This is a genomic window from Pseudomonas sp. LBUM1676 (assembly GCF_059695605.1).
Genome location: NZ_CP166777.1, coordinates 1,159,706 through 1,179,792, shown reverse-complemented (window position 1 = coordinate 1,179,792; position 20,087 = coordinate 1,159,706). Strand labels below are relative to the sequence as shown.

At 58.5% G+C, this 20,087-nt stretch carries 23 protein-coding genes; 14 read left to right on the top strand and 9 right to left on the bottom strand.

Translation table 11 applies throughout. The features are described 5' to 3' along the window. Window positions 1–66 precede the first annotated feature (66 nt). The 7 genes from ACA041_RS05365 (at window position 67) to ACA041_RS05335 (ending at window position 4,761) form a co-directional block, all read left to right on the top strand. Entirely contained in the window at window positions 67–636 is a 570-nt protein-coding gene (locus ACA041_RS05365) for an electron transport complex protein RnfA (RefSeq protein WP_497440192.1), read from the top strand. Continuing rightward, window positions 633–1,643: an electron transport complex subunit RsxB gene (gene rsxB / locus ACA041_RS05360; RefSeq protein ID WP_497440191.1), complete on the top strand. Its 1,011-nt coding sequence runs from the start codon at window positions 633–635 to the stop codon at window positions 1,641–1,643. Before ACA041_RS05365 ends, rsxB begins: the two co-directional genes overlap by 4 nt. Beyond that, window positions 1,630–2,622: an RnfABCDGE type electron transport complex subunit D gene (locus ACA041_RS05355; RefSeq protein WP_497440190.1), complete on the top strand. Its 993-nt coding sequence runs from the start codon at window positions 1,630–1,632 to the stop codon at window positions 2,620–2,622. The genes rsxB and ACA041_RS05355 overlap by 14 nt, the downstream gene beginning before the upstream one ends. Continuing rightward, window positions 2,619–3,230, top strand: coding sequence for an RnfABCDGE type electron transport complex subunit G (locus tag ACA041_RS05350; RefSeq protein WP_497440189.1), 612 nt, complete (start codon window positions 2,619–2,621; stop codon window positions 3,228–3,230). Before ACA041_RS05355 ends, ACA041_RS05350 begins: the two co-directional genes overlap by 4 nt. Beyond that, window positions 3,223–3,810, top strand: a complete 588-nt coding sequence (locus ACA041_RS05345) for an Rnf-Nqr domain containing protein (RefSeq protein ID WP_497440188.1) — start codon at window positions 3,223–3,225, stop codon at window positions 3,808–3,810. The genes ACA041_RS05350 and ACA041_RS05345 overlap by 8 nt, the downstream gene beginning before the upstream one ends. Before the next feature lie 25 nt (window positions 3,811–3,835). After that, a complete protein-coding gene (gene nth, locus ACA041_RS05340; RefSeq protein WP_497440187.1) occupies window positions 3,836–4,474 on the top strand; it encodes an endonuclease III in 639 nt (212 codons plus the stop codon). A 107-nt stretch (window positions 4,475–4,581) separates the two neighbouring features. Beyond that, complete coding sequence (locus tag ACA041_RS05335; RefSeq protein ID WP_007898493.1) at window positions 4,582–4,761, top strand: PA3496 family putative envelope integrity protein; 180 nt, start codon at window positions 4,582–4,584, stop codon at window positions 4,759–4,761. Window positions 4,762–4,849: 88 nt separating this feature from the next. Here the strand turns inward: ACA041_RS05335 and ACA041_RS05330 are convergent, their stop codons facing one another. Further along, entirely contained in the window at window positions 4,850–5,476 is a 627-nt protein-coding gene (locus ACA041_RS05330) for a response regulator (protein ID WP_497440186.1), read from the bottom strand. A 494-nt stretch (window positions 5,477–5,970) separates the two neighbouring features. On the opposite strand from ACA041_RS05330, the gene ACA041_RS05325 reads away from it, so the two are divergent. Continuing rightward, complete coding sequence (locus ACA041_RS05325) at window positions 5,971–6,666, top strand: hypothetical protein (RefSeq protein ID WP_497440185.1); 696 nt, start codon at window positions 5,971–5,973, stop codon at window positions 6,664–6,666. A 145-nt stretch (window positions 6,667–6,811) separates the two neighbouring features. Here ACA041_RS05325 and ACA041_RS05320 read toward each other — a convergent pair whose 3' ends face one another. Both ACA041_RS05320 and ACA041_RS05315 read right to left on the bottom strand, forming a co-directional pair. Continuing rightward, window positions 6,812–8,029: an argininosuccinate synthase gene (locus tag ACA041_RS05320; RefSeq protein WP_007898502.1), complete on the bottom strand. Its 1,218-nt coding sequence runs from the start codon at window positions 8,027–8,029 to the stop codon at window positions 6,812–6,814. A 128-nt stretch (window positions 8,030–8,157) separates the two neighbouring features. Beyond that, window positions 8,158–9,066, bottom strand: a complete 909-nt coding sequence (locus tag ACA041_RS05315) for a flagellar protein MotY (RefSeq protein WP_497440184.1) — start codon at window positions 9,064–9,066, stop codon at window positions 8,158–8,160. A 158-nt stretch (window positions 9,067–9,224) separates the two neighbouring features. Here ACA041_RS05315 and pyrC point away from each other — a divergent pair, with 158 nt between their 5' ends. After that, on the top strand, window positions 9,225–10,271 hold the full coding sequence (pyrC, locus tag ACA041_RS05310; RefSeq protein WP_497440183.1) for a dihydroorotase: 1,047 nt from the start codon (window positions 9,225–9,227) through the stop codon (window positions 10,269–10,271). After that, complete coding sequence (gene rnt, locus ACA041_RS05305; protein WP_497440182.1) at window positions 10,268–10,945, top strand: ribonuclease T; 678 nt, start codon at window positions 10,268–10,270, stop codon at window positions 10,943–10,945. Before pyrC ends, rnt begins: the two co-directional genes overlap by 4 nt. 95 nt (window positions 10,946–11,040) lie before the next feature. On the opposite strand, the gene ACA041_RS05300 is transcribed toward rnt, so the two are convergent. Beyond that, window positions 11,041–11,643, bottom strand: coding sequence for a peroxiredoxin (locus ACA041_RS05300; protein ID WP_008032158.1), 603 nt, complete (start codon window positions 11,641–11,643; stop codon window positions 11,041–11,043). A gap of 314 nt (window positions 11,644–11,957) precedes the next feature. Here ACA041_RS05300 and ACA041_RS05295 point away from each other — a divergent pair, with 314 nt between their 5' ends. Both ACA041_RS05295 and bfr read left to right on the top strand, forming a co-directional pair. Continuing rightward, window positions 11,958–12,176, top strand: coding sequence for a bacterioferritin-associated ferredoxin (locus tag ACA041_RS05295; RefSeq protein WP_497440181.1), 219 nt, complete (start codon window positions 11,958–11,960; stop codon window positions 12,174–12,176). A gap of 199 nt (window positions 12,177–12,375) precedes the next feature. Beyond that, entirely contained in the window at window positions 12,376–12,849 is a 474-nt protein-coding gene (bfr, locus tag ACA041_RS05290; protein WP_010457685.1) for a bacterioferritin, read from the top strand. 278 nt (window positions 12,850–13,127) lie between these two features. Here bfr and grxD read toward each other — a convergent pair whose 3' ends face one another. The 3 genes from grxD to plzR all read right to left on the bottom strand — a co-directional run bounded on the left by grxD (window position 13,128) and on the right by plzR (window position 16,097). Further along, entirely contained in the window at window positions 13,128–13,469 is a 342-nt protein-coding gene (gene grxD / locus ACA041_RS05285; RefSeq protein WP_046047090.1) for a Grx4 family monothiol glutaredoxin, read from the bottom strand. Between the two features lie 97 nt (window positions 13,470–13,566). Then, a complete protein-coding gene (locus ACA041_RS05280; RefSeq protein ID WP_497440180.1) occupies window positions 13,567–15,672 on the bottom strand; it encodes a molybdopterin oxidoreductase family protein in 2,106 nt (701 codons plus the stop codon). Window positions 15,673–15,806: 134 nt separating this feature from the next. Then, complete coding sequence (gene plzR / locus ACA041_RS05275; RefSeq protein ID WP_497440179.1) at window positions 15,807–16,097, bottom strand: PlzR type 4 pili assembly inhibitor; 291 nt, start codon at window positions 16,095–16,097, stop codon at window positions 15,807–15,809. Window positions 16,098–16,489: 392 nt separating this feature from the next. On the opposite strand from plzR, the gene argF reads away from it, so the two are divergent. Both argF and ACA041_RS05265 read left to right on the top strand, forming a co-directional pair. After that, window positions 16,490–17,410: an ornithine carbamoyltransferase gene (gene argF / locus ACA041_RS05270; RefSeq protein WP_497442009.1), complete on the top strand. Its 921-nt coding sequence runs from the start codon at window positions 16,490–16,492 to the stop codon at window positions 17,408–17,410. Further along, window positions 17,407–18,516: an ABC transporter ATP-binding protein gene (locus tag ACA041_RS05265; RefSeq protein ID WP_497440178.1), complete on the top strand. Its 1,110-nt coding sequence runs from the start codon at window positions 17,407–17,409 to the stop codon at window positions 18,514–18,516. The genes argF and ACA041_RS05265 overlap by 4 nt, the downstream gene beginning before the upstream one ends. Window positions 18,517–18,636: 120 nt before the next feature. On the opposite strand, the gene ACA041_RS05260 is transcribed toward ACA041_RS05265, so the two are convergent. Further along, a complete protein-coding gene (locus tag ACA041_RS05260; RefSeq protein WP_497440177.1) occupies window positions 18,637–19,419 on the bottom strand; it encodes a PhzF family phenazine biosynthesis protein in 783 nt (260 codons plus the stop codon). Window positions 19,420–19,521: 102 nt separating this feature from the next. Beyond that, window positions 19,522–19,992 carry a Cys-tRNA(Pro) deacylase gene (gene ybaK, locus ACA041_RS05255; protein ID WP_497440176.1) on the bottom strand — a complete coding sequence of 157 codons (471 nt, stop codon included), beginning with the start codon at window positions 19,990–19,992 and terminating at the stop codon, window positions 19,522–19,524. Window positions 19,993–20,087 lie beyond the last annotated feature (95 nt).

Here is a 20,087-nt window from a genome sequence, read left to right as displayed (position 1 = left end):
CCACCCTCCGTCCTTGCCGGATAATGCCTAACCTTGTTAGACAGGCCTATTTTTGCCGGCACGATCATGACCGAGATACTTCTAACGCTTATCAGCGCTGCCCTGATCAACAACATCGTGTTGCACTGGCCGCTGGGTGTCGATCCACTGCTGGGCACCGAGCGTCGCCAGGTGCATGCGCTGGGCATTGCGACGACGTGCCTGATGCTGATTGTCGGCATGTCGAGCTACGCGCTTTACCACGGGCTGCTGGTTCCTTTGGACCTGATGCCACTGCGCCTGTTCGTGTTTGTGCCACTGAGCGTGCTGTTGATCGCGCCGCTGCTGAAGCTGCTTGGCCGATTGTTTGCCAGGCTTTCGTTCGAAGGCCTCTGGCCGCTGCTGCTGGGCAACGCCGGCGTGCTCGGCCTGGCGCTGATCAATGTGCAGAACGACAAGGGTTTCTTCCACGCCACCGCCCTGAGCCTTGGTGCAGGCTTGGGTTTCTGGCTGGTATTGAGCCTGTTCAGCGACTTGCGCCAGCGCACAGTCGATAACGATGTCCCCCTGCCCTTTCGTGGGCTGCCGATCGATCTGATCGGCGCCGGCCTGATCGCAGTGGCTTTTCTCGGATTCAGCGGGCTGATCAAAACATGAGTCTGATTCAACGCATCGACGCCCTCTTGCCGCAGACCCAGTGCGGCAAGTGCGGCCACCCGGGATGCAAGCCGTACGCCGAAGGCATCGCCAGCGGCGAACCGATCAACAAGTGCCCGCCGGGTGGCAGCGAAACCATCGAGGCCCTGGCGCAGCTGCTGAAGGTCCCAGTGCTGGAGCTGGACACCAGCCGCGGTCCGGCGCCCGCGCAAATCGCCTACATCCGCGAGGCCGAGTGCATCGGTTGCACCAAATGCATCCAGGCGTGCCCGGTGGACGCCATCGTCGGCGCAGCCAAGCTGATGCACACGGTCATCGTCGACGAATGCACCGGTTGCGACCTGTGTGTCGCGCCTTGCCCGGTGGATTGCATCGAGATGCGACCTCTGCCGCTGGCTACGGTAGTGCCGGTGGTCGGCGGCCTGGCGTTCAGTCTTGAAGAGCAACAGGCGCGCGCCGCCAAACGCAATCACGCACGGCGCCGCTTCGAACTGCGCAATGCCCGCTTGCATCGTGAAGAACAACACAAACTCGCCGAGCGCCAGGCCCGGGCGCAACGCGCCGTGCCGCAGCACAGTGACGTGGCGCTCGATCCGGTGCAAGCAGCGCTCGAGCGCGTACGCGCACAAAAGGCCGCCAATGCCGATGCGGCATTGAAAAAGGCCAAGATCGATCTGGCGATGAGCCGCGCGCAACTGAACAAATCGCTCAAGGCTTTCGGGCATCCGCCGACGTTCGAACAGCAGTCGCAGCTGATCGTGCTGCAGCAGCAGTTCGAGGCCGCCGAGCAAGCCTTGGCCAGAATGGAGAGCGCTGCTGCACCTGCCCCGGCGCCCGTTGCCCCGGTGAAGAATGCGCAGCTGAATCGGGCGAAGATCCAATTGGCCATGCGCCGTGCCGAACTCAAGAAAGCCCAGGCCAATGACGCACCGGCCGACCATATCGCAGCGCTGGCGCGCGCGGTCACTGAGGCCGAGCACCAGGTGGATGCCCATGCCACTTCCTGAATCGGCCGACGAACGCCTTCAACAGGCGATGGCCCAGGTCTTGCTGGCCACGGTGCCGGGGCTGCTGGCGCTGTTCTGGGTCTATGGCTGGGGGGTGTTGATCAACCTGATCCTGACGGGTGTGACCGCACTGGCGGTTGAAGCGCTGGTGTTGCAACTGCGCAAGCGCCCTATCAAGCCGACCTTGAGCGACGGCAGCGCGCTGGTCAGTGCGACGCTGTTGGCACTGGCATTGCCGCCTTATTGCCCTTGGTGGCTGACAGTCAGCGCAGCGGCCTCTGCGCTGTTGCTGGGCAAGCACCTGTATGGCGGCGTCGGCAAGAATCCGTTCAACCCGGCCATGCTCGGTTTTGCCTTGGTGCTGGTGGCCTTTCCGCAGCAGATGACCCACTGGCCATCGTCCCATGGCATGGACTTGTTCGGTGGCTTGCGGCAGGTATTCGGCTTCAGTCTCGGTCAGACGCCGGATGCCTGGGCCCAGGCCACGGCACTGGACAGCCTGCGGATCAACAAAAGCCTGACCATGGACGAACTGTTCGTCGACAACCCGGCATTCGGCCAGTTCGGCGGGCGCGGCATGGAATGGGTCAACCTGGCCTTTTTGGCCGGCGGTGCGTTTCTGCTGCAAAGGCGGGTGTTCACCTGGCATGCGCCGGTCGGCATGCTGGCCAGCCTGTTCGTGATCAGTCTGCTGTGCTGGAACGGCTCCGGCTCCGATTCCAATGGCTCGCCGCTGTTTCATCTGCTCACTGGCGCGAGCATGCTGGGCGCATTTTTTATCGTCACTGAACCTGTGTCCGGCGCAAAAAGCCCCGGTGCCCGATTGCTGTTCGGCGCGGGCGTGGGATTGCTGACGTATCTGATTCGTACCTGGGGCGGCTATCCGGACGGCGTCGCCTTTGCCGTACTGCTGATGAACCTGTGCGTACCTGCGCTGGAGCGAATGGCAGCGTCCAGGCAGGAGCGGACCGAGCCATGAGCCGACCATCGAGCGTTGTGATCCTGTTGTTACTGGCAGGCCTGGGCATTGGCGCGACCTACCTCATTCAGCGCACCGGCACGCCGCACATTGCCGCGCAACAACGCCTGATCGACAGTCGGAACCTGCTCGACCTGCTGCCCCCGGACAGTTATGACAATCAACCGCTGGAACAGCCCCTCGACCTTGCAAAAACAGGCTTGCCCAACAGTACGCTGCTGAGCGGCTACCGGGTGACCAAGGCCGGCCATCCCAGCGCCGTTTTGCTGCGCAGCCAGACCCTGGGTTATGCAGGTTCCATCGAGTTGCTGATCGCCATCGGGGCAAATGGCCAACTGCTGGGCGTCAAAACCCTCAAGCAATCGGAAACCCCTGGGCTGGGTGGCAGGATTGCCGACCGGCCCAGTGCCTGGCTTCAAGCCTTTGCCGGCAAATCCCTGGCCCAACCCGGCGATGCGGGCTGGGCGTTGAAAAAAGATCAGGGGACATTCGATCAGATCGCCGGCGCGACTATCACTTCAAGGGCGGTGATCAACGCCATTCACGACGCATTGCGCTACTTCGATGAACACTCGCAGCAGCTGATCGGGAGCAGCGCCCATGAATAACTCTTCGACTGTGCAAAACTCGCTGATGCTGGCGCCACTGATCGGTGCGACGGATTCAATGATGCAGGCGCTGGGCGTGTGGCTGATGTTCATCCTGGTGAGCAGTGTCTTTGGCCTGTGCATGGGCGCCTTGCGCCCTCGACTGATCCCGGCGACACACGTATTGGCCGGTGTCGTGCTGGCGGCCACGCTGACCAGTTGCGCGGAACTCGGGGCGCAAGCCTGGTCGCTTCAGTGGCATCAACATTTGGGCTTGTATGCCGGATTGATTGCCTTGCAATGCGTGGTCATGGACCAGACCGGCTTTTTCCAGCATACCTGGCGTGCTCGCGTGCGCCTGTGTGGCCTGTTCGGGGCGTTGATGACAGGTATGGGCTTGCTGCGGGAACTGATCGGCAGCGGCACCCTGGGCAGCCACTTGCCGTGGTTGGCCGGCACCACACAACCGGACTGGCAAGGCTGGGTCCTGACCGCTGACGGCGGGCTGCGCCTGGCTGTGCTGGCTCCAGGTGGATTCATTCTGCTCGGACTGCTGCTTGCCGCCTGGCAGGCCTGGAACCACCGGACTCCTTCACACTGACTGTCTTCGAGGAAAATCACTGTCCATGAATGCCGCAAAACGCCTGGAAATTTTCCGCAGGTTTCACGAAGACAACCCGGAACCGAAGACCGAACTGGCTTACTCGTCGCCGTTTGAATTGCTGATCTCGGTGATTCTTTCGGCACAGTCGACCGACGTCGGCGTTAACAAGGCCACTGCCAAACTCTATCCGGTAGCCAATACGCCAGCGGCGATTCATGCCTTGGGTGTCGCGGGGCTATCGGAATACATCAAGACCATCGGCCTGTTCAACAGCAAAGCGAAAAACGTGATCGAGACCTGTCGCTTGCTGCTGGAGCGCCATGGAGGCGAAGTGCCGCAAACCCGCGAAGCGCTGGAAGCGTTACCCGGTGTCGGTCGTAAAACAGCCAACGTGGTGCTCAATACCGCATTCCGTCAACTGACCATGGCCGTGGACACCCACATCTTCCGGGTCAGCAACCGTACCGGGATTGCTCCAGGCAAGGATGTGGTCGAAGTCGAGAAAAAACTGATGAAATTCGTGCCCAGGCAATACCTGCTCGATTCACATCACTGGCTGATACTTCACGGACGTTACGTTTGCCTGGCTCGCAAGCCCCGCTGCGGCAGTTGCCGGATCGAAGACCTGTGCGAATACAAGCACAAGACCTCGGACGATTGAGGCACCATTAGTTTTATTGATCAATCGATTGAAAAAATCTTTTTTACCCGCCGCAAGAATGTCGATATAAGGAGCGCCAAAGGCAGTCTTAGCCTGGAGTTCACCTTATGAGTACTGGCAAAGAGCAATTGGACGTAGAAGACGACTTCACCCCCGTTGAGGCTGATGACGCCGAACCCGTGGTTGAAGTGGCAAAGACCAACCTTAGCAAACGCCGCACCATTGACAATCTGCTCGAGGAGCGCCGACTGCAAAAGCAATTGGCCGATTACGATTTTGACCTATGACACCTGAAAAGCCTCCCGAAACGGAGGCTTTTTACCAAGTGCCGGCCCCTGATAAACCCGTGGTACCTATCGTCCAACATTGCCGTTGTCACACCAGGCCATTGCGCTGCGCCAATTCGATCAGATCGACCAGGGAACGGGCATTGAGCTTCAATAGCAAGCGAGTCTTGTAAGTACTGACGGTTTTATTGCTGAGGAACATTCCGTCTGCAATCTCCTTGTTGGTCTTTCCCTGGGCCAATTGCTGCAAGACCATCATTTCCCGTCCCGACAGACGATCCACCATATCGGACTCACTGGCATTGCCCAGACTGGAACGCACTGTGTGCAAGGCTTGATTCGGAAAGTAACTGTAGCCTGACAATACAGCCTTTATTGCGCTCAGCAGTTCAGTGAGATCCTGTTGCTTGCAGACATATCCGGCAGCGCCCGACTGCATGCATCGCATGGAGAAATGCCCAGGCGCCTGGGACGTCAGGATCAAAACTTTCATTGGCATTGCTGCCGACGTCAGACGCGCAATGACTTCCAACCCGTCGAGTTTCGGAATGCCAATATCGAGGATGACAATATCGGGCATCAGTTCACGAGCAAGCTGTAACGCGTCCACGCCATTATCTGTTTCTGCAATGACTTCGTAGCCATGACGTTCCATCAGCATACGTACCGCAAGACGAATGACGGGGTGATCATCCACGATCAGCACTTTATTCATGGGCAAGTCCAATTTTCGCTGTTCGAATTTTTAGAGCCCGCACAATAGCCTAGTCGTTTCACCCATGGCATGCCGCCCCCCCCGGCCACCCACAGCAAGAGACATTCCCTACACACAACACAGATTATTCTTACAAAAATTCTTCGAATTCAGTGCATCCGAAAACCTGGCAGTCTCTCGACCTTCCATTTTCCCATAGTTTTTTGTATCGACTTGCGACCATAAATAGTACAAAAATACTGGGAGAGCGAAAATCAGGCGCACTTTGGCGGTTGAACTATCCTGAAAAGTAACCGATATTTTCCGAGCCGCCACTCATACCCAACAACATCATTCAACGAGTACCCACTCACTCATGCCTTCAAATAATAACGAATATGTAAATGCAACAAAACCGCTCTACCTTAAACTCTAACAAACAGTTACCATCCAGAAGAACAGAGCAAACACTTCCACCCCCCATGAGAAAAGACATAATTGAATGAGAATAAAATATGGAAAACATCAAACAGAAAATCACCAACCCCATGACACTCATTGCGATATTCGCAACACTGTCTGAAACTTCAGCCGCTATTTCACTACCCTTCCTTGACGAGGAAGACAGAGATATCTATGTCTGGTTCTTGATCAGCTTTCCTTTTTATTTGCTCTTTCTTTTCTTTGCCACACTTAACTTCAATTACCGGTCGCTTTACGCCCCTTCCGATTTTGAAAAAGGCGAGCACTTCATGGAAGTCATGAACAACACCAAGCGCCCGAAAGAAAGCGACTCCAGGCTCACTTCAAAAAAATCGGCCCGTCGTCATTCGATGATCGATTCCCGATCCTCTTACCCTCCCGGTTACGCAGAAGACCCACCCGAGACGGATCGACAGCCACCGACGGAGCACCACGTGCACCTGCCGGAACCACTCAAGGACCTGTACATCGTTGATATACGCGGGATGAACAAGAAAATCGAAATGGGCGCTTCGCTGAAGAAAATTCAACAAGAACAGGGTAAACCTGCCCAAGCAATCGTGTTCATCACCTGCGCTGAATCGGAGAGACTACTGAAAGAGAGCACATTCAAACATTCAAAAAACGCCAGGAAACAGAGTGCTGCATCGCTCTTTGCTTATAATTTGAATTCGAATGGCGTGACGGTCCTTGATCAAACCTATCCATCGACGCAAAGCGGTCAATAGGGTTTGAAGACCAGGCAGAAAGCAGGAAGGTATTCAGAACACTGCATCGCAATAACAGGCAGAACATCCCCCTTTCAGATTGGCGGCCTTGTCAACGACAAGGCCACCTATCCATTACGGTCCTACCACTACAGGGTCAAAGGCCTCAGAAAAGCTTCCGGCCTTTGTTCGCCGCGATACGCATGCGCAAGGCGTTGAGCTTGATAAAGCCCGCCGCGTCGGCCTGGTTGTAGGCGCCGCCATCTTCCTCGAAGGTCGCGATGTTGGCGTCGAACAACGACTCGTCGGACTTGCGGCCGGTGACGATCACATTGCCCTTGTACAGCTTCAGGCGCACAACGCCGTTCACGTGAGCCTGGGAAGCATCGATCATCTGTTGCAGCATCAGGCGCTCAGGGCTCCACCAGTAACCGGTGTAGATCAGGCTGGCGTATTTAGGCATCAGCTCGTCTTTGAGGTGAGCCACTTCGCGATCCAGCGTGATCGATTCGATTGCACGGTGCGCGCGCAGCATGATGGTGCCGCCCGGGGTTTCGTAGCAGCCGCGGGATTTCATGCCCACGTAACGGTTCTCGACGATGTCGAGGCGGCCGATGCCGTGTTCGCCACCGATACGGTTCAGGGTCGCCAGCACGGTGGCCGGGGTCATTTCGACGCCGTCCAGCGCGACGATGTCACCGTTGCGGTAGGTCAGTTCCAGGTATTGCGCTTTATCTGGAGCCTTCTCCGGGGAGACGGTCCATTTCCACATATCTTCTTCGTGCTCGGTCCAGGTGTCTTCCAGCACGCCGCCTTCATAGGAGATGTGCAGCAGGTTGGCATCCATTGAGTACGGGGATTTTTTCTTGCCGTGACGCTCGATCGGGATGTTGTGCTTTTCAGCGTAATCCATCAGCTTTTCACGGGACAGCAGGTCCCATTCACGCCACGGAGCGATCACTTTCACCCCTGGCTTCAAGGCGTAGGCGCCCAGTTCGAAACGAACCTGGTCGTTACCCTTGCCGGTAGCGCCGTGGGAAATGGCGTCAGCACCGGTTTCGTTGGCGATTTCGATCAGGCGCTTGGCGATCAACGGACGAGCGATGGAAGTGCCCAGCAGGTACTCGCCTTCGTAAACGGTGTTGGCGCGGAACATCGGGAACACGAAATCACGCACGAATTCTTCGCGCAAATCGTCGATGTAGATTTCTTTTACGCCCATGGCCTGAGCCTTGGCGCGGGCCGGCTCGACCTCTTCGCCCTGACCCAGGTCAGCGGTGAAGGTCACGACTTCACAGTTATAAGTATCCTGCAGCCACTTGAGGATCACCGAAGTGTCCAGGCCGCCGGAATACGCCAGAACGACCTTGTTTACGTCCGCCATGCCATTACTCCACGGGGTTTACGGAAAGCCGTCAAGTCTACCGGGCATGCAGAATAATTTACAGAGGCGCGACAGCTTATGACGACGAAGCGACAGATTATGTCGAGCGAGCGACGACTACCGCCCTTTCAGGAAGTCTTCGCCGCGCTCGCCGATGCGGTTGCCTGAGGCGCCAGCGGACCGGCGGGTGCTACCCGCGCCAGATGCACATTGACCCGGCGGTTCTTCGCCCGGTTGGCGGCCGAGGTGTTGGGCGCCAATGGATAGCGTTCGCCATGGAAGCGCAGGGTGATCTGCGATTCCTGAATGCCGTTGGCCTTGAAGAACCCCATGACCGCCAGGGCCCGGCGCCGCGACAGGTCACGGTTGGTCAGGCGGTTGCCGCTGTTGTCGGAGTGACCGTCGAGTTCGACGTGATTGACGGTCGGGTCGGCCTTCATGAACTCCAGCATCACCTGTAATTGTGCCTTTGCCTGCGCGTCGAGATCGATGCCTTCGCCAGGGAAGCCGATCTGCGATTGTTTAACCTGCTCGAAATTTTTCGGCAGCAGTTTTGCCACACAGCCCTGGTAGTCGTTGAAAGCCTTGCTGAACCTGACCGGCAATAGCCGCACCTCCGAGACCCGGCCATCACCCGAGTAATGTCGAACCACCGGACTGCGGCCGTCCATCAAGCCGCTGATCAAGCGCCCGGCCTGAACCTGCGAGCTGTTGAACAGCACATTGCCGCTGCCGATTTGCACGGAACCGAGGTTGATATCGCCTCGCCCCGGCTGCCAGGGCGCTGCGGCCGCCAGCAGGATCGCCGAACCGCCGCCGATCATCGCGTTATAGGCCTTCAGACGAAAGATTGCCTGCTCACCGGCGCGGCGCACGAACTCACCCGAGCCGAAATCGGTGATCGGTTGCGCCAGGCGGCATTCGAACCTGTCCCCTTCGACCGTCCACTCGATGCTCTCCAGCCGGGTCTGAAAAGTGAGCGCCATCGCAGGCAGGCTGGCAAACACGCTGAGCAAGGCTAAATAACGCTGGCGCACGGGAGGCTCCACTGGCTTCTTCCACAAAAACACCGACACATACTGTTAACGGCATACCTGTTGGATATCGGAAGCTTCCTGCAAAACTTGATAGCGAGTGCCTGGAAGAGTCTTTTCCGGTAGCATTCCCCAGAGTTTGACCCGCCTGGAATCCCCTCATGTCCGACCGCCTGACCCTGCTGCGTCCCGACGACTGGCACATTCATCTTCGCGATGGTGCCGTGTTGACCAATACCGTTGCGGATGTTGCGCGCACCTTTGGTCGCGCCATCATCATGCCCAACCTGGTACCTCCGGTGCGTAACGCCGCTGAAGCCGATGGCTATCGACAGCGGATTCTCGCTGCGCGCCCGGCCGGCAGTCGCTTCGAACCGTTGATGGTGCTGTACCTGACCGACCGCACCCAGCCCGAAGAAATTCGCGAGGCCAAGGCCAGCGGTTTCATTCACGCCGCCAAGCTTTATCCGGCCGGCGCGACCACCAATTCGGACTCCGGTGTCACCAGCATCGACAAGATCTTCCCTGCACTCGAGGCCATGGCCGAAGTCGGGATGCCCTTGCTGGTTCACGGTGAAGTCACCCGTGGCGATGTCGACGTGTTCGATCGCGAAAAACTTTTTATCGATGAGCACATGCGTCGTGTGGTCGAGCGTTTCCCGACGCTCAAAGTGGTGTTCGAACACATCACCACCGCTGACGCCGTGCAGTTCGTCAACGAGGCCTCGGCCAACGTCGGCGCGACCATCACCGCCCATCACCTGTTGTACAACCGCAACCACATGCTGGTGGGCGGGATTCGGCCGCACTTCTACTGCCTGCCGATCCTCAAGCGCAACACGCACCAGGAAGCCCTGCTCGACGCCGCCACCAGCGGCAGCGACAAGTTCTTCCTCGGCACCGACTCGGCGCCCCATGCCCAGCACGCCAAGGAAACGGCCTGTGGCTGTGCCGGTTGCTACACCGCCTATGCCGCGATCGAGATGTATGCCGAAGCCTTCGAACAACGCAACGCGCTGGATAAGCTGGAAGCCTTTGCCAGCCTCAATGGCCCGCGTTTCTATGGCTTGCCGGTGAACACCGATCGCATCACCCTGGTCCGCGATGAGTGGACCGCCCCGACCAGCCTGCCCTTTGGCGAGCTGACTGTAATCCCGCTGCGCGCCGGTGAAAAACTGCGCTGGCGCCTGCTGGAGGAAAACGCGTGAGTGAAGACCATTTCGACGACGAACAGGACGGTCAAAGCGGCGGAGGTGGCTCGCGCCACCCGATGGCTGAACGCTTCCGTGGGTACCTGCCAGTCGTTGTCGACGTTGAAACCGGTGGTTTCAACTCTGCCACTGACGCCTTGCTGGAAATTGCCGCGACCACGATCGGCATGGATGAAAAAGGGTTTGTGTACCCCGATCACACCTATTTCTTTCGCGTAGAACCGTTTGAAGGCGCGAACATCGAAGCGGCAGCCCTGGAATTCACCGGGATCAAACTCGATCACCCGCTGCGCATGGCCGTCAGTGAAGAAGCGGCGTTGACCGATATCTTCCGCGGCATCCGCAAGGCCCTGAAGGCCAACGGTTGCAAACGGGCGATTCTGGTCGGGCACAACAGCAGTTTCGACCTGGGTTTCCTTAACGCCGCTGTCGCGCGCCTGGACATGAAGCGCAACCCGTTTCATCCGTTCTCCAGCTTCGACACCGCCACCCTTGCCGGCCTGGCTTACGGTCAAACCGTACTGGCCAAGGCCTGTCAGGCAGCCGATATCGACTTCGACGGCCGCGAGGCCCACTCGGCCCGCTACGACACCGAGAAGACGGCCGAGTTGTTCTGCGGCATCGTCAATCGCTGGAAGCAGATGGGTGGCTGGGAAGACTTCAACGACTGATCCTGTCGCTGACGCAAACCTGTGGCGAGGGAACTTGCTCCCGCCCATAAAAAAACCGGCCTCCAGGGCCGGTTTTTTTATGCCTCAAACGTGCCTTACAGCGCGGCAGCGTTCTCGGTCAGGTAAGCTGCGACGCCTTCGGTCGAAGCGGTCATGCCTTTGTCGCCTTTTTTCCAGTTGGCAGGGCAAACTTCGCCGTGCTCTTCGTGGAATTGCAGAGCGTCGACCAGACGGACCAGCTCTTCGATGTTACGACCCAGCGGCAGGTCGTTGATGATCTGCGAGCGGACAACGCCTTTGTCGTCGATCAGGAACGCGCCGCGGAAAGCTACGCCGCCTTCGGATTCAACGTCGTAGGCCTTGGCGATTTCGTGTTTCAGGTCAGCAGCCATGGTGTAACGAACTTCGCCGATGCCACCGTTGTTGACCGGGGTGTTGCGCCAGGCGTTGTGGGTGAAGTGCGAGTCGATCGAAACGGCGATCACTTCCACGTTACGCGCCTTGAAGTCGGACATGCGGTTGTCCAGAGCGATCAGCTCGGACGGGCAAACGAAGGTGAAGTCCAGCGGGTAGAAGAACACCAGGCCGTATTTGCCTTTGATGGCCGACGACAGGGTGAAGCTGTCGACGATTTCGCCATTGCCGAGTACGGCCGGTACGGTGAAGTCAGGGGCTTGCTTGCCTACGAGTACGCTCATTGGATATCTCCTGGTGTAAAAACGTGAAGTTCCGGGTTTGCGCCAGCCTGCCACCTTCAGGCGACAGCCCTGTGACACCAACCCGCTTCATAAGGACCGGCCATCATACACTGCGTTTTTGAGCTGTCCTCAACGGTTTTTTCCAGGCAGGTAAAATTGTCGTCATCGCGGTTACTGGCAGATCGCCCAGAAGGAAACCGTTCGTCAGCCGAGCGCTCTTATAACGGGAAGCTTTCAGAAACCACTTTGACAATCATTCTCGTTAACATTAAGATCCATCGCAATTGAGTCACAACCAGCGACGGTTTTCACTTATGTATGTCTGCCTCTGCACTGGCGTCACCGACGGCCAAATCCGCGATGCAATCTATGAAGGATGCTGCAGCTACAAGGAAGTCCGTCAGGCCACCGGCGTTGCCAGCCAATGCGGTAAATGCGCCTGCCTTGCCAAGGAAGTGGTGCGTGAAACCCTGACCAAGCTGCAATCGTCCCAGGCGGCGATTCCTTATCCCGTAGAATTTAGTGTCGCGTAATTACCCTGTTTCGAAGAACCGGACTTGATGTCCGGTTTTTTTATGTCTGAAAATCAATCGCTTACGCGCTAGACGCGGAACACAAACATTCTTATTCCGATTAATTTTCACTTAAGTTTCAATAACTTAGGTTTGACACTCTTAATTGCGCGGCTCAAACTCTGCCCTATAGACAGCTAATACAGGGCAGGACCCCATCATGAAAGGCGACATTACAGTCATCCAGCATCTCAACAAGATCCTTGCCAATGAGCTGGTCGCGATCAATCAATACTTTCTGCATGCGCGCATGTACGAAGATTGGGGTCTGAACAAGCTCGGCAAGCACGAATACCACGAATCCATCGACGAGATGAAACACGCGGACAAGCTGATCAAGCGCATCCTGTTCCTCGAAGGCCTGCCGAACGTCCAGGACCTGGGTAAGCTGCAGATCGGCGAGCACACCCAGGAAATGCTTGAGTGCGACCTGCGTATCGAAAAAACCGGTCATGCCGACCTCAAGGTTGCAATCGCGCATTGCGAAACCGTTGGTGACTTCGGTAGCCGTGAACTGCTCGAAGATATTCTTGAGTCCGAAGAAGAACACATCGACTGGCTGGAAACCCAACTGGGCCTGATCGATAAAATCGGTCTTGAGAATTATCTGCAGTCGCAGATGGGCGAAGAGTAAATCAGCGCCCGCTGAACTCGAGACAACAAAAAGCCCCGCTCTCTTTTACAGAGGCGGGGCTTTTTTATTTGTACAAGATGGGTAATCACTGTAGGAGCGAGCTTGCTCGCGAAGAATCTTTAGACAACACGTTTCATCCAGACAACCCGCGTTATCGTTAACCTCCATCGCGAGCAAGCTCGCTCCTACAGAATGTGAAAAGCCCCCGATACCGTAAGGTAGCGAGGGCTTTTTGATACACGGGTTTCAGGTTTTCCCGAAACCGGTGTTCAGACCAATCAGGCTTCGGTCTTGCCAGCTGCGGCTTTTTCTACAGCAGCCTTGATGGTGGCCTGCAGCGAACCATCAGCAGACATTTCAGTCATGATGTCGCTACCACCGACCAGTTCACCACCGACCCACAGTTGCGGGAAGGTTGGCCAGTTGGCGTATTTTGGCAGATTGGCGCGGATTTCCGGGTTCTGCAGGATGTCCACGTACGCGAACTTCTCACCACACGCCATCACGGCCTGCGCAGCTTTCGCAGAAAAGCCACACTGCGGGGCATTCGGCGAACCTTTCATGTAAAGCAGAATGGTGTTGTTGGCAATCTGCTCTTTAATCGTTTCGATGATATCCATGGAGCACCTCGGCTGAACTTTCCGACTCAGAGGTCGGCACGGTGGCGCATTGTAACGGAAACCCGAGCGCCCTGCTCGGTCTCCCCGACAGACATGTTCAAGCCGCCGCCACGGTCACGGGCACGCCGTTCAACGCCGCATTGCCCGACAACTCATCGAGCTGACATTCGTCGGTGAGGTCGTTGGCGCTGGAGCCCGGCTGGCCACTAGCGATCGTCATCTGCACACCCGGCCGCGCATGGCCCCAACCGTGAGGCAGGCTGACCACGCCTTTCATCATATCCAGGCTGCTCAGCACTTCAACTTCGATCACGCCGACCCGCGAACTGACCCGCACGCGCTGCCCGTCGTTGAGCCCGCGACTGGCCAGGTCGTCCGGATGCATCAGCAATTGATGGCGCGGCTTGCCCTTCACCAGGCGGTGATAGTTATGCATCCAGGAGTTGTTGCTGCGCACATGACGGCGACCGATCATCAGCAACTCGTCTGCGACTGGAGCTTGCAGGGCAGCGAAGCGTGCCAGGTCAGCGAGTATGGCGGCGGGCGCCGCCTGCACTCGTTGATCAGCCGTTTTCAGTCGCGCAGCCAGGTTGGGTTTCAGCGCCCCGAGATCGATGCCATGGGGGTGATCGAACAAGGTCGCCAGCGACAGCTTGTGCGCAGATGCATCGCCATACAGTCCCATGCGCAAGCCACGGTCAATCATCTGCGCCGGCGGGATCGTCGGTTTCAGCTCCTTGCCGGTCTTCGCGGCAAAAGCCTTGGCCAGCCCCACGAAAATTTCCCAGTCATGCAACGCACCTTCAGGCTTGGCCAGGATCGCGCGGTTAAACCGGCTGACGTTGCGAACCGCGAACATATTGAACGTGGTGTCGTAGTGATCGTTTTCCAGGGCCGAGGTCGACGGCAGGATCAGGTCGGCATAACGCGTGGTTTCATTGATGTACAGGTCGACGCTGACCATGAACTCCAGGCCATCCAGCGCCTGTTCCAATTGCCGGCCATTGGGGGTGGAGAGCACCGGATTGCCCGCCACGGTAATCAGCGCCCGGACCTGCCCTTCGCCTTCGGTGAGCATCTCTTCGGCCAGCGCCGACACCGGCAGTTCGCCGGCGTATTCGGGACGCCCGGACACCCGGCTCTGCCACAGATTGAAATGCCCGCCCGAAGTCGAGGCCACCAGATCCACCGCCGGTTCAGTGCACAGCGCACCACCCACGCGGTCCAGGTTACCGGTGACCAGATTGATCAGTTGCACCAGCCAATGGCACAAGGTGCCAAAGGCCTGGGTCGAAACGCCCATGCGGCCGTAGCAGACCGCCGTCGGCGCCGCCGCGAAGTCACGCGCCAGTTGGCGGATCTGTTCGGCCGGCACGGCGCACAGCGGGCTCATGGCCTCGGCGGTGAAACCCGCCACCGCCGCACGCACCTCTTCCAGTCCGTCCACCGGCAAATGACTTTCGCGGGTCAGGCCTTCAGCGAACAGCGTATTGAGCAGCCCGAACAACAACGCCGCATCACCACCCGGGCGCACGAACAGATGCTGATCGGCTATCGCCGCCGTTTCGCTGCGGCGCGGATCGACCACCACCACTTTGCCGCCCCGGGCCTGAATGGCCTTCAGCCGTTTTTCCACATCCGGCACGGTCATGATGCTGCCGTTGGACGCCAGCGGGTTACCGCCCAGGATCAGCATGAAATCGGTGTGATCGATGTCCGGGATCGGCAACAGCAAGCCGTGGCCGTACATCAAATGACTGGTCAGGTGGTGGGGCAACTGGTCGACCGATGTCGCGGAAAACCGGTTGCGGGTTTTCAACAGGCCGAGAAAGTAATTGCTGTGGGTCATCAACCCGTAATTGTGCACGCTGGGATTGCCCTGATAGACCGCCACCGCGTTCTGCCCGTGACGCTCCTGGATCGCCGCCAGACGCTCGGCCACAAGGTTGAAGGCCTCTTCCCACTCGATGGGTTGCCACTCACTCCCAACACGCCGCATTGGTTGACGCAAGCGATCCGGATCATTCTGGATATCCTGCAGGGCAACGGCCTTGGGGCAGATATGCCCGCGGCTGAACGTATCCTGGGCATCACCCTTGATCGAGGTGATCTGCACGCCGCCCTCGACCTCGGTGGTTTCGATGGTCAGGCCGCAGATGGCTTCACACAGGTGGCAGGCACGGTGATGGAGAGTCTTGGTCATGGCCAGTCTCTGTCTTGTTCTGGGCGGGCGATGTCGGCCGCGGGAACAAAACTATGGCGCGTGCCCCGCCGCTGCGCCAGCGACGTTCGTCTTGTGAATTGGTGGCCATCAGGCCAGCCGATGGCTGCCCGGATTCAGTTTGGCGGCACGCCGGGCGGTGCCTGCAACTGAATCTCCTGGATGGTTTCGATCTGTTCCTGGGCAAGATGCACGCCGGTCAGCTCACCGATCAGCCGCCAGTGCTCGTCGAGACCGGTGCTGATCGTCGCCATGCGGTCGATCATCCGCCGGCCGGCGGCCTTGGTGACTTCGTCGTTACTGCGCATCAGCTCGAAGGACATCGAGGTCATGGAGGCGGTGAGATGGGTCAGTGAGCGGGCCGTGAGGCCGAGTAATTCCATTAACTGCTGTTCTTTCGATTCCATTCCAAAGGCTTCCTGCGTCGCTTGAGCCTTAGTTATAACCCAGCCCCCTGCTTTATCAAATGTTTCAGACCACCAAAGCTCCGAATGGCAGGGTCAGTAACCGACCGTCGCCATGGCATCCCTGTCTCGTTTTATTGCAATGTCCTGCAAGCCCGGTGTACAAATGACGGGCTGCTGTCAGTAAACCGGCTTCAAAAGCGCTAATGCGGTCCCGCCGTAGCCCCTCTGAAATACCCAAACACCGTAGCCTATTGGAAAAACGCGACATTTAATGTCAATATCGCGCCTTCCCCTATTTCGTCGCCCCGTGCGGCTTACGCCGCAGGTCTCGCCCGTTTTTCATTTAAACAAGGCTCTGAGTATCTGCGGTCTGTTGCAAAAGGTAGTCAATGATGAGCGCAAGGCACTTTCTCTCCCTGATGGATTGCACGCCCGAAGAGCTGGTCAGCGTGATCCGTCGAGGCGTTGAGCTCAAGGACCTGCGTAACCGCGGCGTACTGTTCGAGCCTCTGAAAAACCGCGTGCTCGGGATGATTTTCGAGAAGTCCTCGACCCGCACCCGTATTTCGTTCGAAGCCGGCATGATCCAGCTCGGTGGCCAGGCAATCTTTCTTTCGCCGCGCGACACGCAACTGGGCCGTGGCGAGCCGATCGGCGACTGCGCAATCGTTATGTCGAGCATGCTCGATGCGGTGATGATCCGTACCTTTGCCCACAGCACCCTGACCGAATTCGCCGCCAACTCCCGCGTGCCGGTAATCAACGGCCTGTCCGACGACCTGCACCCGTGCCAGTTGCTGGCCGACATGCAGACGTTCCTCGAACACCGCGGCTCGATCCAGGGCAAGACCGTGGCCTGGATTGGTGACGGCAACAACATGTGCAACAGCTATATAGAAGCGGCGATCCAGTTCGACTTCCAGCTGCGCATTGCTTGCCCGCAAGGCTTTGAGCCCAACCCTGAATTCGTGGCCAAGGCTGGCGATCGGGTGACCATCGTCCGCGATCCGAAGGACGCCGTGCGCGGCGCCCACCTGGTGAGCACCGACGTCTGGACCTCCATGGGCCAGGAAGAAGAAACCGCCAGGCGCCTGAAGCTGTTCGCGCCGTTCCAGGTCACCCGTGCCCTGCTCGACCTGGCTGCCGAAGATGTGCTGTTCATGCACTGCCTGCCCGCTCACCGGGGCGAGGAAATCAGCCTCGACGTGCTCGACGACAAGCGTTCCGTCGCCTGGGATCAAGCGGAAAACCGCCTTCACGCACAAAAGGCCCTGCTCGAGTTTCTGGTCGAGCCGGCGTATCACCACGCATGAGCCATCCATTACTGCTTAACCTGCGCAACCTCGCCTGCGGCTACCAGGACCAGCGGGTCGTGCAGAACCTCAACCTGCATTTGAATGCCGGCGACATCGGTTGCCTGCTGGGCTCTTCAGGCTGCGGCAAGACCACCACCCTGCGGGCGATTGCCGGTTTCGAACCGGTGCACGAAGGTGAAATCCAGTTGGCCGGCGAGACCATTTCCCGCGCCGGTTTCACCCTCGCTCCGGAGAAGCGCCGGATCGGCATGGTGTTCCAGGACTACGCACTGTTTCCGCATTTGAGCGTGGCCGAGAACATCGCCTTCGGGATCCGCAATCATCCGCAAAAAGGTCGCGTCATCGAAGAGTTGCTGGAACTGGTCAACCTGAAAAACCTCGGCAAGCGCTTCCCCCATGAGCTGTCCGGTGGCCAGCAGCAACGTGTCGCCCTGGCCCGGGCCCTGGCACCGGAACCGCAATTGCTGCTGCTCGACGAACCCTTCTCCAACCTCGATGGCGAACTGCGACGCAAGCTCAGCCACGAAGTGCGCGACATCCTCAAGGCCCGTGGCACCAGCGCGATCCTGGTGACCCATGACCAGGAAGAAGCGTTCGCGGTGAGCGACCATGTAGGGGTTTTCAGGGAGGGTCGCCTGGAGCAGTGGGACACGCCCTACAACCTGTATCACGAACCGCTGACACCCTTTGTGGCCAGCTTCATCGGCCAGGGTTACTTCATTCGCGGTTTGTTGAACAGCCCGGAGTCGGTGCAGACCGAGCTGGGCGAATTGCGCGGCAACCGGGCTTACACTTGGCCGATCGGTGGTGCAGTGGACGTGCTGCTGCGTCCGGATGACATCGTTTACGCGCCGGACAACGGTTTGAAGGCGCGGATCGTCGGCAAGTCCTTCCAGGGGGCGTCGACCTTGTATCGCCTGCAGCTGCCGACCGGCGCGCAGCTTGAGTCGATTTTCCCCAGCCATGCCGATCATCTGGTCGGTGCGCAGGTCGGGATTCGTGTTGCGGCGGAACACCTGGTGTTGTTCCAGGCGTCGGGCAGTACGGCGGCGCAGATTCCGACGACCGAGTCCGGTGTCCGGCGTCACAGCACCGCCAGCTGACTACACGCGGACAAAGTAATGTGGGAGCGAGCCTGCTCGCGAATGCGGTGTATCAGTCGACACCATCGTCAACTGACACGCAGCCTTCGCGAGCAGGCTCGCTCCCACATTGGCTTTGAGTCACCCCAGGATCAGCGTTCCGCTCGCGACCAGGGTTGCATTCCCGCCGATTTTCACCCGATCGCCCTCCAACCGGCAGAATAACTCCCCACCCCGCGCTGAACACTGATAAGCCGTCAGGCTAGACTTGCCCAAGCGTTTCGACCAATACGGAATCAGGCTGCAATGGGTCGATCCGGTCACCGGGTCTTCATTGATGCCGATCGCCGGGGCGAAGTAACGGGAAACGAAGTCGTGCTTGTTGCCCCGCGCCGTCACGATGGCGCCCAGCCACGGCAGTTTCGCCAGGGCAACCATGTCGGGCTGACAATCGAGCACGGCTTGCTCTGACTCCAGCACCACAAACAACTCATTCGAACCCAGTACATCGACCGCTTCCACGCCGAGCGCCCGCTCGACATCCAGGGTCACGCCCACTTCCGAGGGGATGATGGAGGGGAAATCCAGCCACAAACGCTGATCCTCACGGCTCACGCTCAAGGGGCCGGACTTGCAGATGAAGTCCAGGCGCTCGACCGGTTCCCGGTAGATTTCAAATAGCACGTAAGCGCTGGCCAGGGTCGCGTGACCGCACAGCGGGACTTCGGTACTCGGGGTGAACCAGCGGATGTGCCAGTGCTGCCCTTCCCGCACCACAAAGGCGGTTTCGGCGAGGTTATGCTCGGCGGCGATTTTCTGCATCAACTCGTCGGCGAGCCAGGCATCGAGACGATAGACCATCGCCGGGTTGCCACTGAACGGCCGATCACTGAACGCATCGACCTGATGAAACTCAAGCTGCATAACACTCTCCTTATGTCCGGAAACCGAGCATGAAGCCGCACCAGCCCGGGCACCAGTGACAGAGCCGGCTGATTTTCACCATACAGCACCTGATTGCCCTCCTCAGGCGCGACCGATATCGGCGAACTTCGCCTGGGTATGTTCGGCCAGTACCGCAGGCGCCAGCTCGACTTCCAGGCCACGCCGCCCGGCGCTGACAAAAATGCTGGCAAAGGGCTGGGCGGAGTTGTCGATAAAGGTGCGCAAGCGTTTTTTCTGCCCCAATGGACTGATCCCGCCCAACAGGTACCCGGTGGATCGCTGCGCAGCGGCCGGATCGGCCATTTCGACTTTTTTCACCCCCGCAGCATGTGCCAGGCCCTTCAAGTCGAGACTTCCGACGACCGGCACCACGGCCACCAGCAATTCACCTTTTTCACTGGCCGCGAGCAAGGTCTTGAACACCTTCGCCGGGTCCAATCCCAGCTTCTGCGCGGCCTCCAGCCCATAGGACGCTGCCTTCGGATCATGTTCGTAACTGTGCACGCGATGTTCGGCACGAACTTTTTTCAACAAATCCAATGCGGGGGTCATGGCAGCTCCAGGCGTGGTGAGAGAAGGAAAATTCTGCACTGGATTCTAGGACATTGATCGACAAATGGCGCTATTGCGCTGCCATTTCAATGGCT

Excerpts from the sequence above, each read along its gene's own strand:
- pyrC (WP_497440183.1), top strand. The coding sequence starts at position 9,225 with ATGTCCGACCGCCTGACCCTGCTGCGTCCCGACGACTGGCACATTCAT.
- ybaK (WP_497440176.1), bottom strand. The coding sequence starts at position 19,992 with ATGACCCCCGCATTGGATTTGTTGAAAAAAGTTCGTGCCGAACATCGC.
- ACA041_RS05260 (WP_497440177.1), bottom strand. The coding sequence starts at position 19,419 with ATGCAGCTTGAGTTTCATCAGGTCGATGCGTTCAGTGATCGGCCGTTC.
- grxD (WP_046047090.1), bottom strand. The coding sequence starts at position 13,469 with ATGGATATCATCGAAACGATTAAAGAGCAGATTGCCAACAACACCATT.
- ACA041_RS05345 (WP_497440188.1), top strand. The coding sequence starts at position 3,223 with ATGAATAACTCTTCGACTGTGCAAAACTCGCTGATGCTGGCGCCACTG.
- ACA041_RS05280 (WP_497440180.1), bottom strand. The coding sequence starts at position 15,672 with ATGACCAAGACTCTCCATCACCGTGCCTGCCACCTGTGTGAAGCCATC.
- argF (WP_497442009.1), top strand. The coding sequence starts at position 16,490 with ATGAGCGCAAGGCACTTTCTCTCCCTGATGGATTGCACGCCCGAAGAG.
- ACA041_RS05320 (WP_007898502.1), bottom strand. The coding sequence starts at position 8,029 with ATGGCGGACGTAAACAAGGTCGTTCTGGCGTATTCCGGCGGCCTGGAC.
- ACA041_RS05350 (WP_497440189.1), top strand. The coding sequence starts at position 2,619 with ATGAGCCGACCATCGAGCGTTGTGATCCTGTTGTTACTGGCAGGCCTG.
- nth (WP_497440187.1), top strand. The coding sequence starts at position 3,836 with ATGAATGCCGCAAAACGCCTGGAAATTTTCCGCAGGTTTCACGAAGAC.
- ACA041_RS05265 (WP_497440178.1), top strand. The coding sequence starts at position 17,407 with ATGAGCCATCCATTACTGCTTAACCTGCGCAACCTCGCCTGCGGCTAC.
- ACA041_RS05330 (WP_497440186.1), bottom strand. The coding sequence starts at position 5,476 with ATGAATAAAGTGCTGATCGTGGATGATCACCCCGTCATTCGTCTTGCG.
- ACA041_RS05325 (WP_497440185.1), top strand. The coding sequence starts at position 5,971 with ATGGAAAACATCAAACAGAAAATCACCAACCCCATGACACTCATTGCG.
- plzR (WP_497440179.1), bottom strand. The coding sequence starts at position 16,097 with ATGGAATCGAAAGAACAGCAGTTAATGGAATTACTCGGCCTCACGGCC.
- ACA041_RS05295 (WP_497440181.1), top strand. The coding sequence starts at position 11,958 with ATGTATGTCTGCCTCTGCACTGGCGTCACCGACGGCCAAATCCGCGAT.
- ACA041_RS05300 (WP_008032158.1), bottom strand. The coding sequence starts at position 11,643 with ATGAGCGTACTCGTAGGCAAGCAAGCCCCTGACTTCACCGTACCGGCC.
- rsxB (WP_497440191.1), top strand. The coding sequence starts at position 633 with ATGAGTCTGATTCAACGCATCGACGCCCTCTTGCCGCAGACCCAGTGC.
- ACA041_RS05365 (WP_497440192.1), top strand. The coding sequence starts at position 67 with ATGACCGAGATACTTCTAACGCTTATCAGCGCTGCCCTGATCAACAAC.
- ACA041_RS05355 (WP_497440190.1), top strand. The coding sequence starts at position 1,630 with ATGCCACTTCCTGAATCGGCCGACGAACGCCTTCAACAGGCGATGGCC.
- bfr (WP_010457685.1), top strand. The coding sequence starts at position 12,376 with ATGAAAGGCGACATTACAGTCATCCAGCATCTCAACAAGATCCTTGCC.
- ACA041_RS05335 (WP_007898493.1), top strand. The coding sequence starts at position 4,582 with ATGAGTACTGGCAAAGAGCAATTGGACGTAGAAGACGACTTCACCCCC.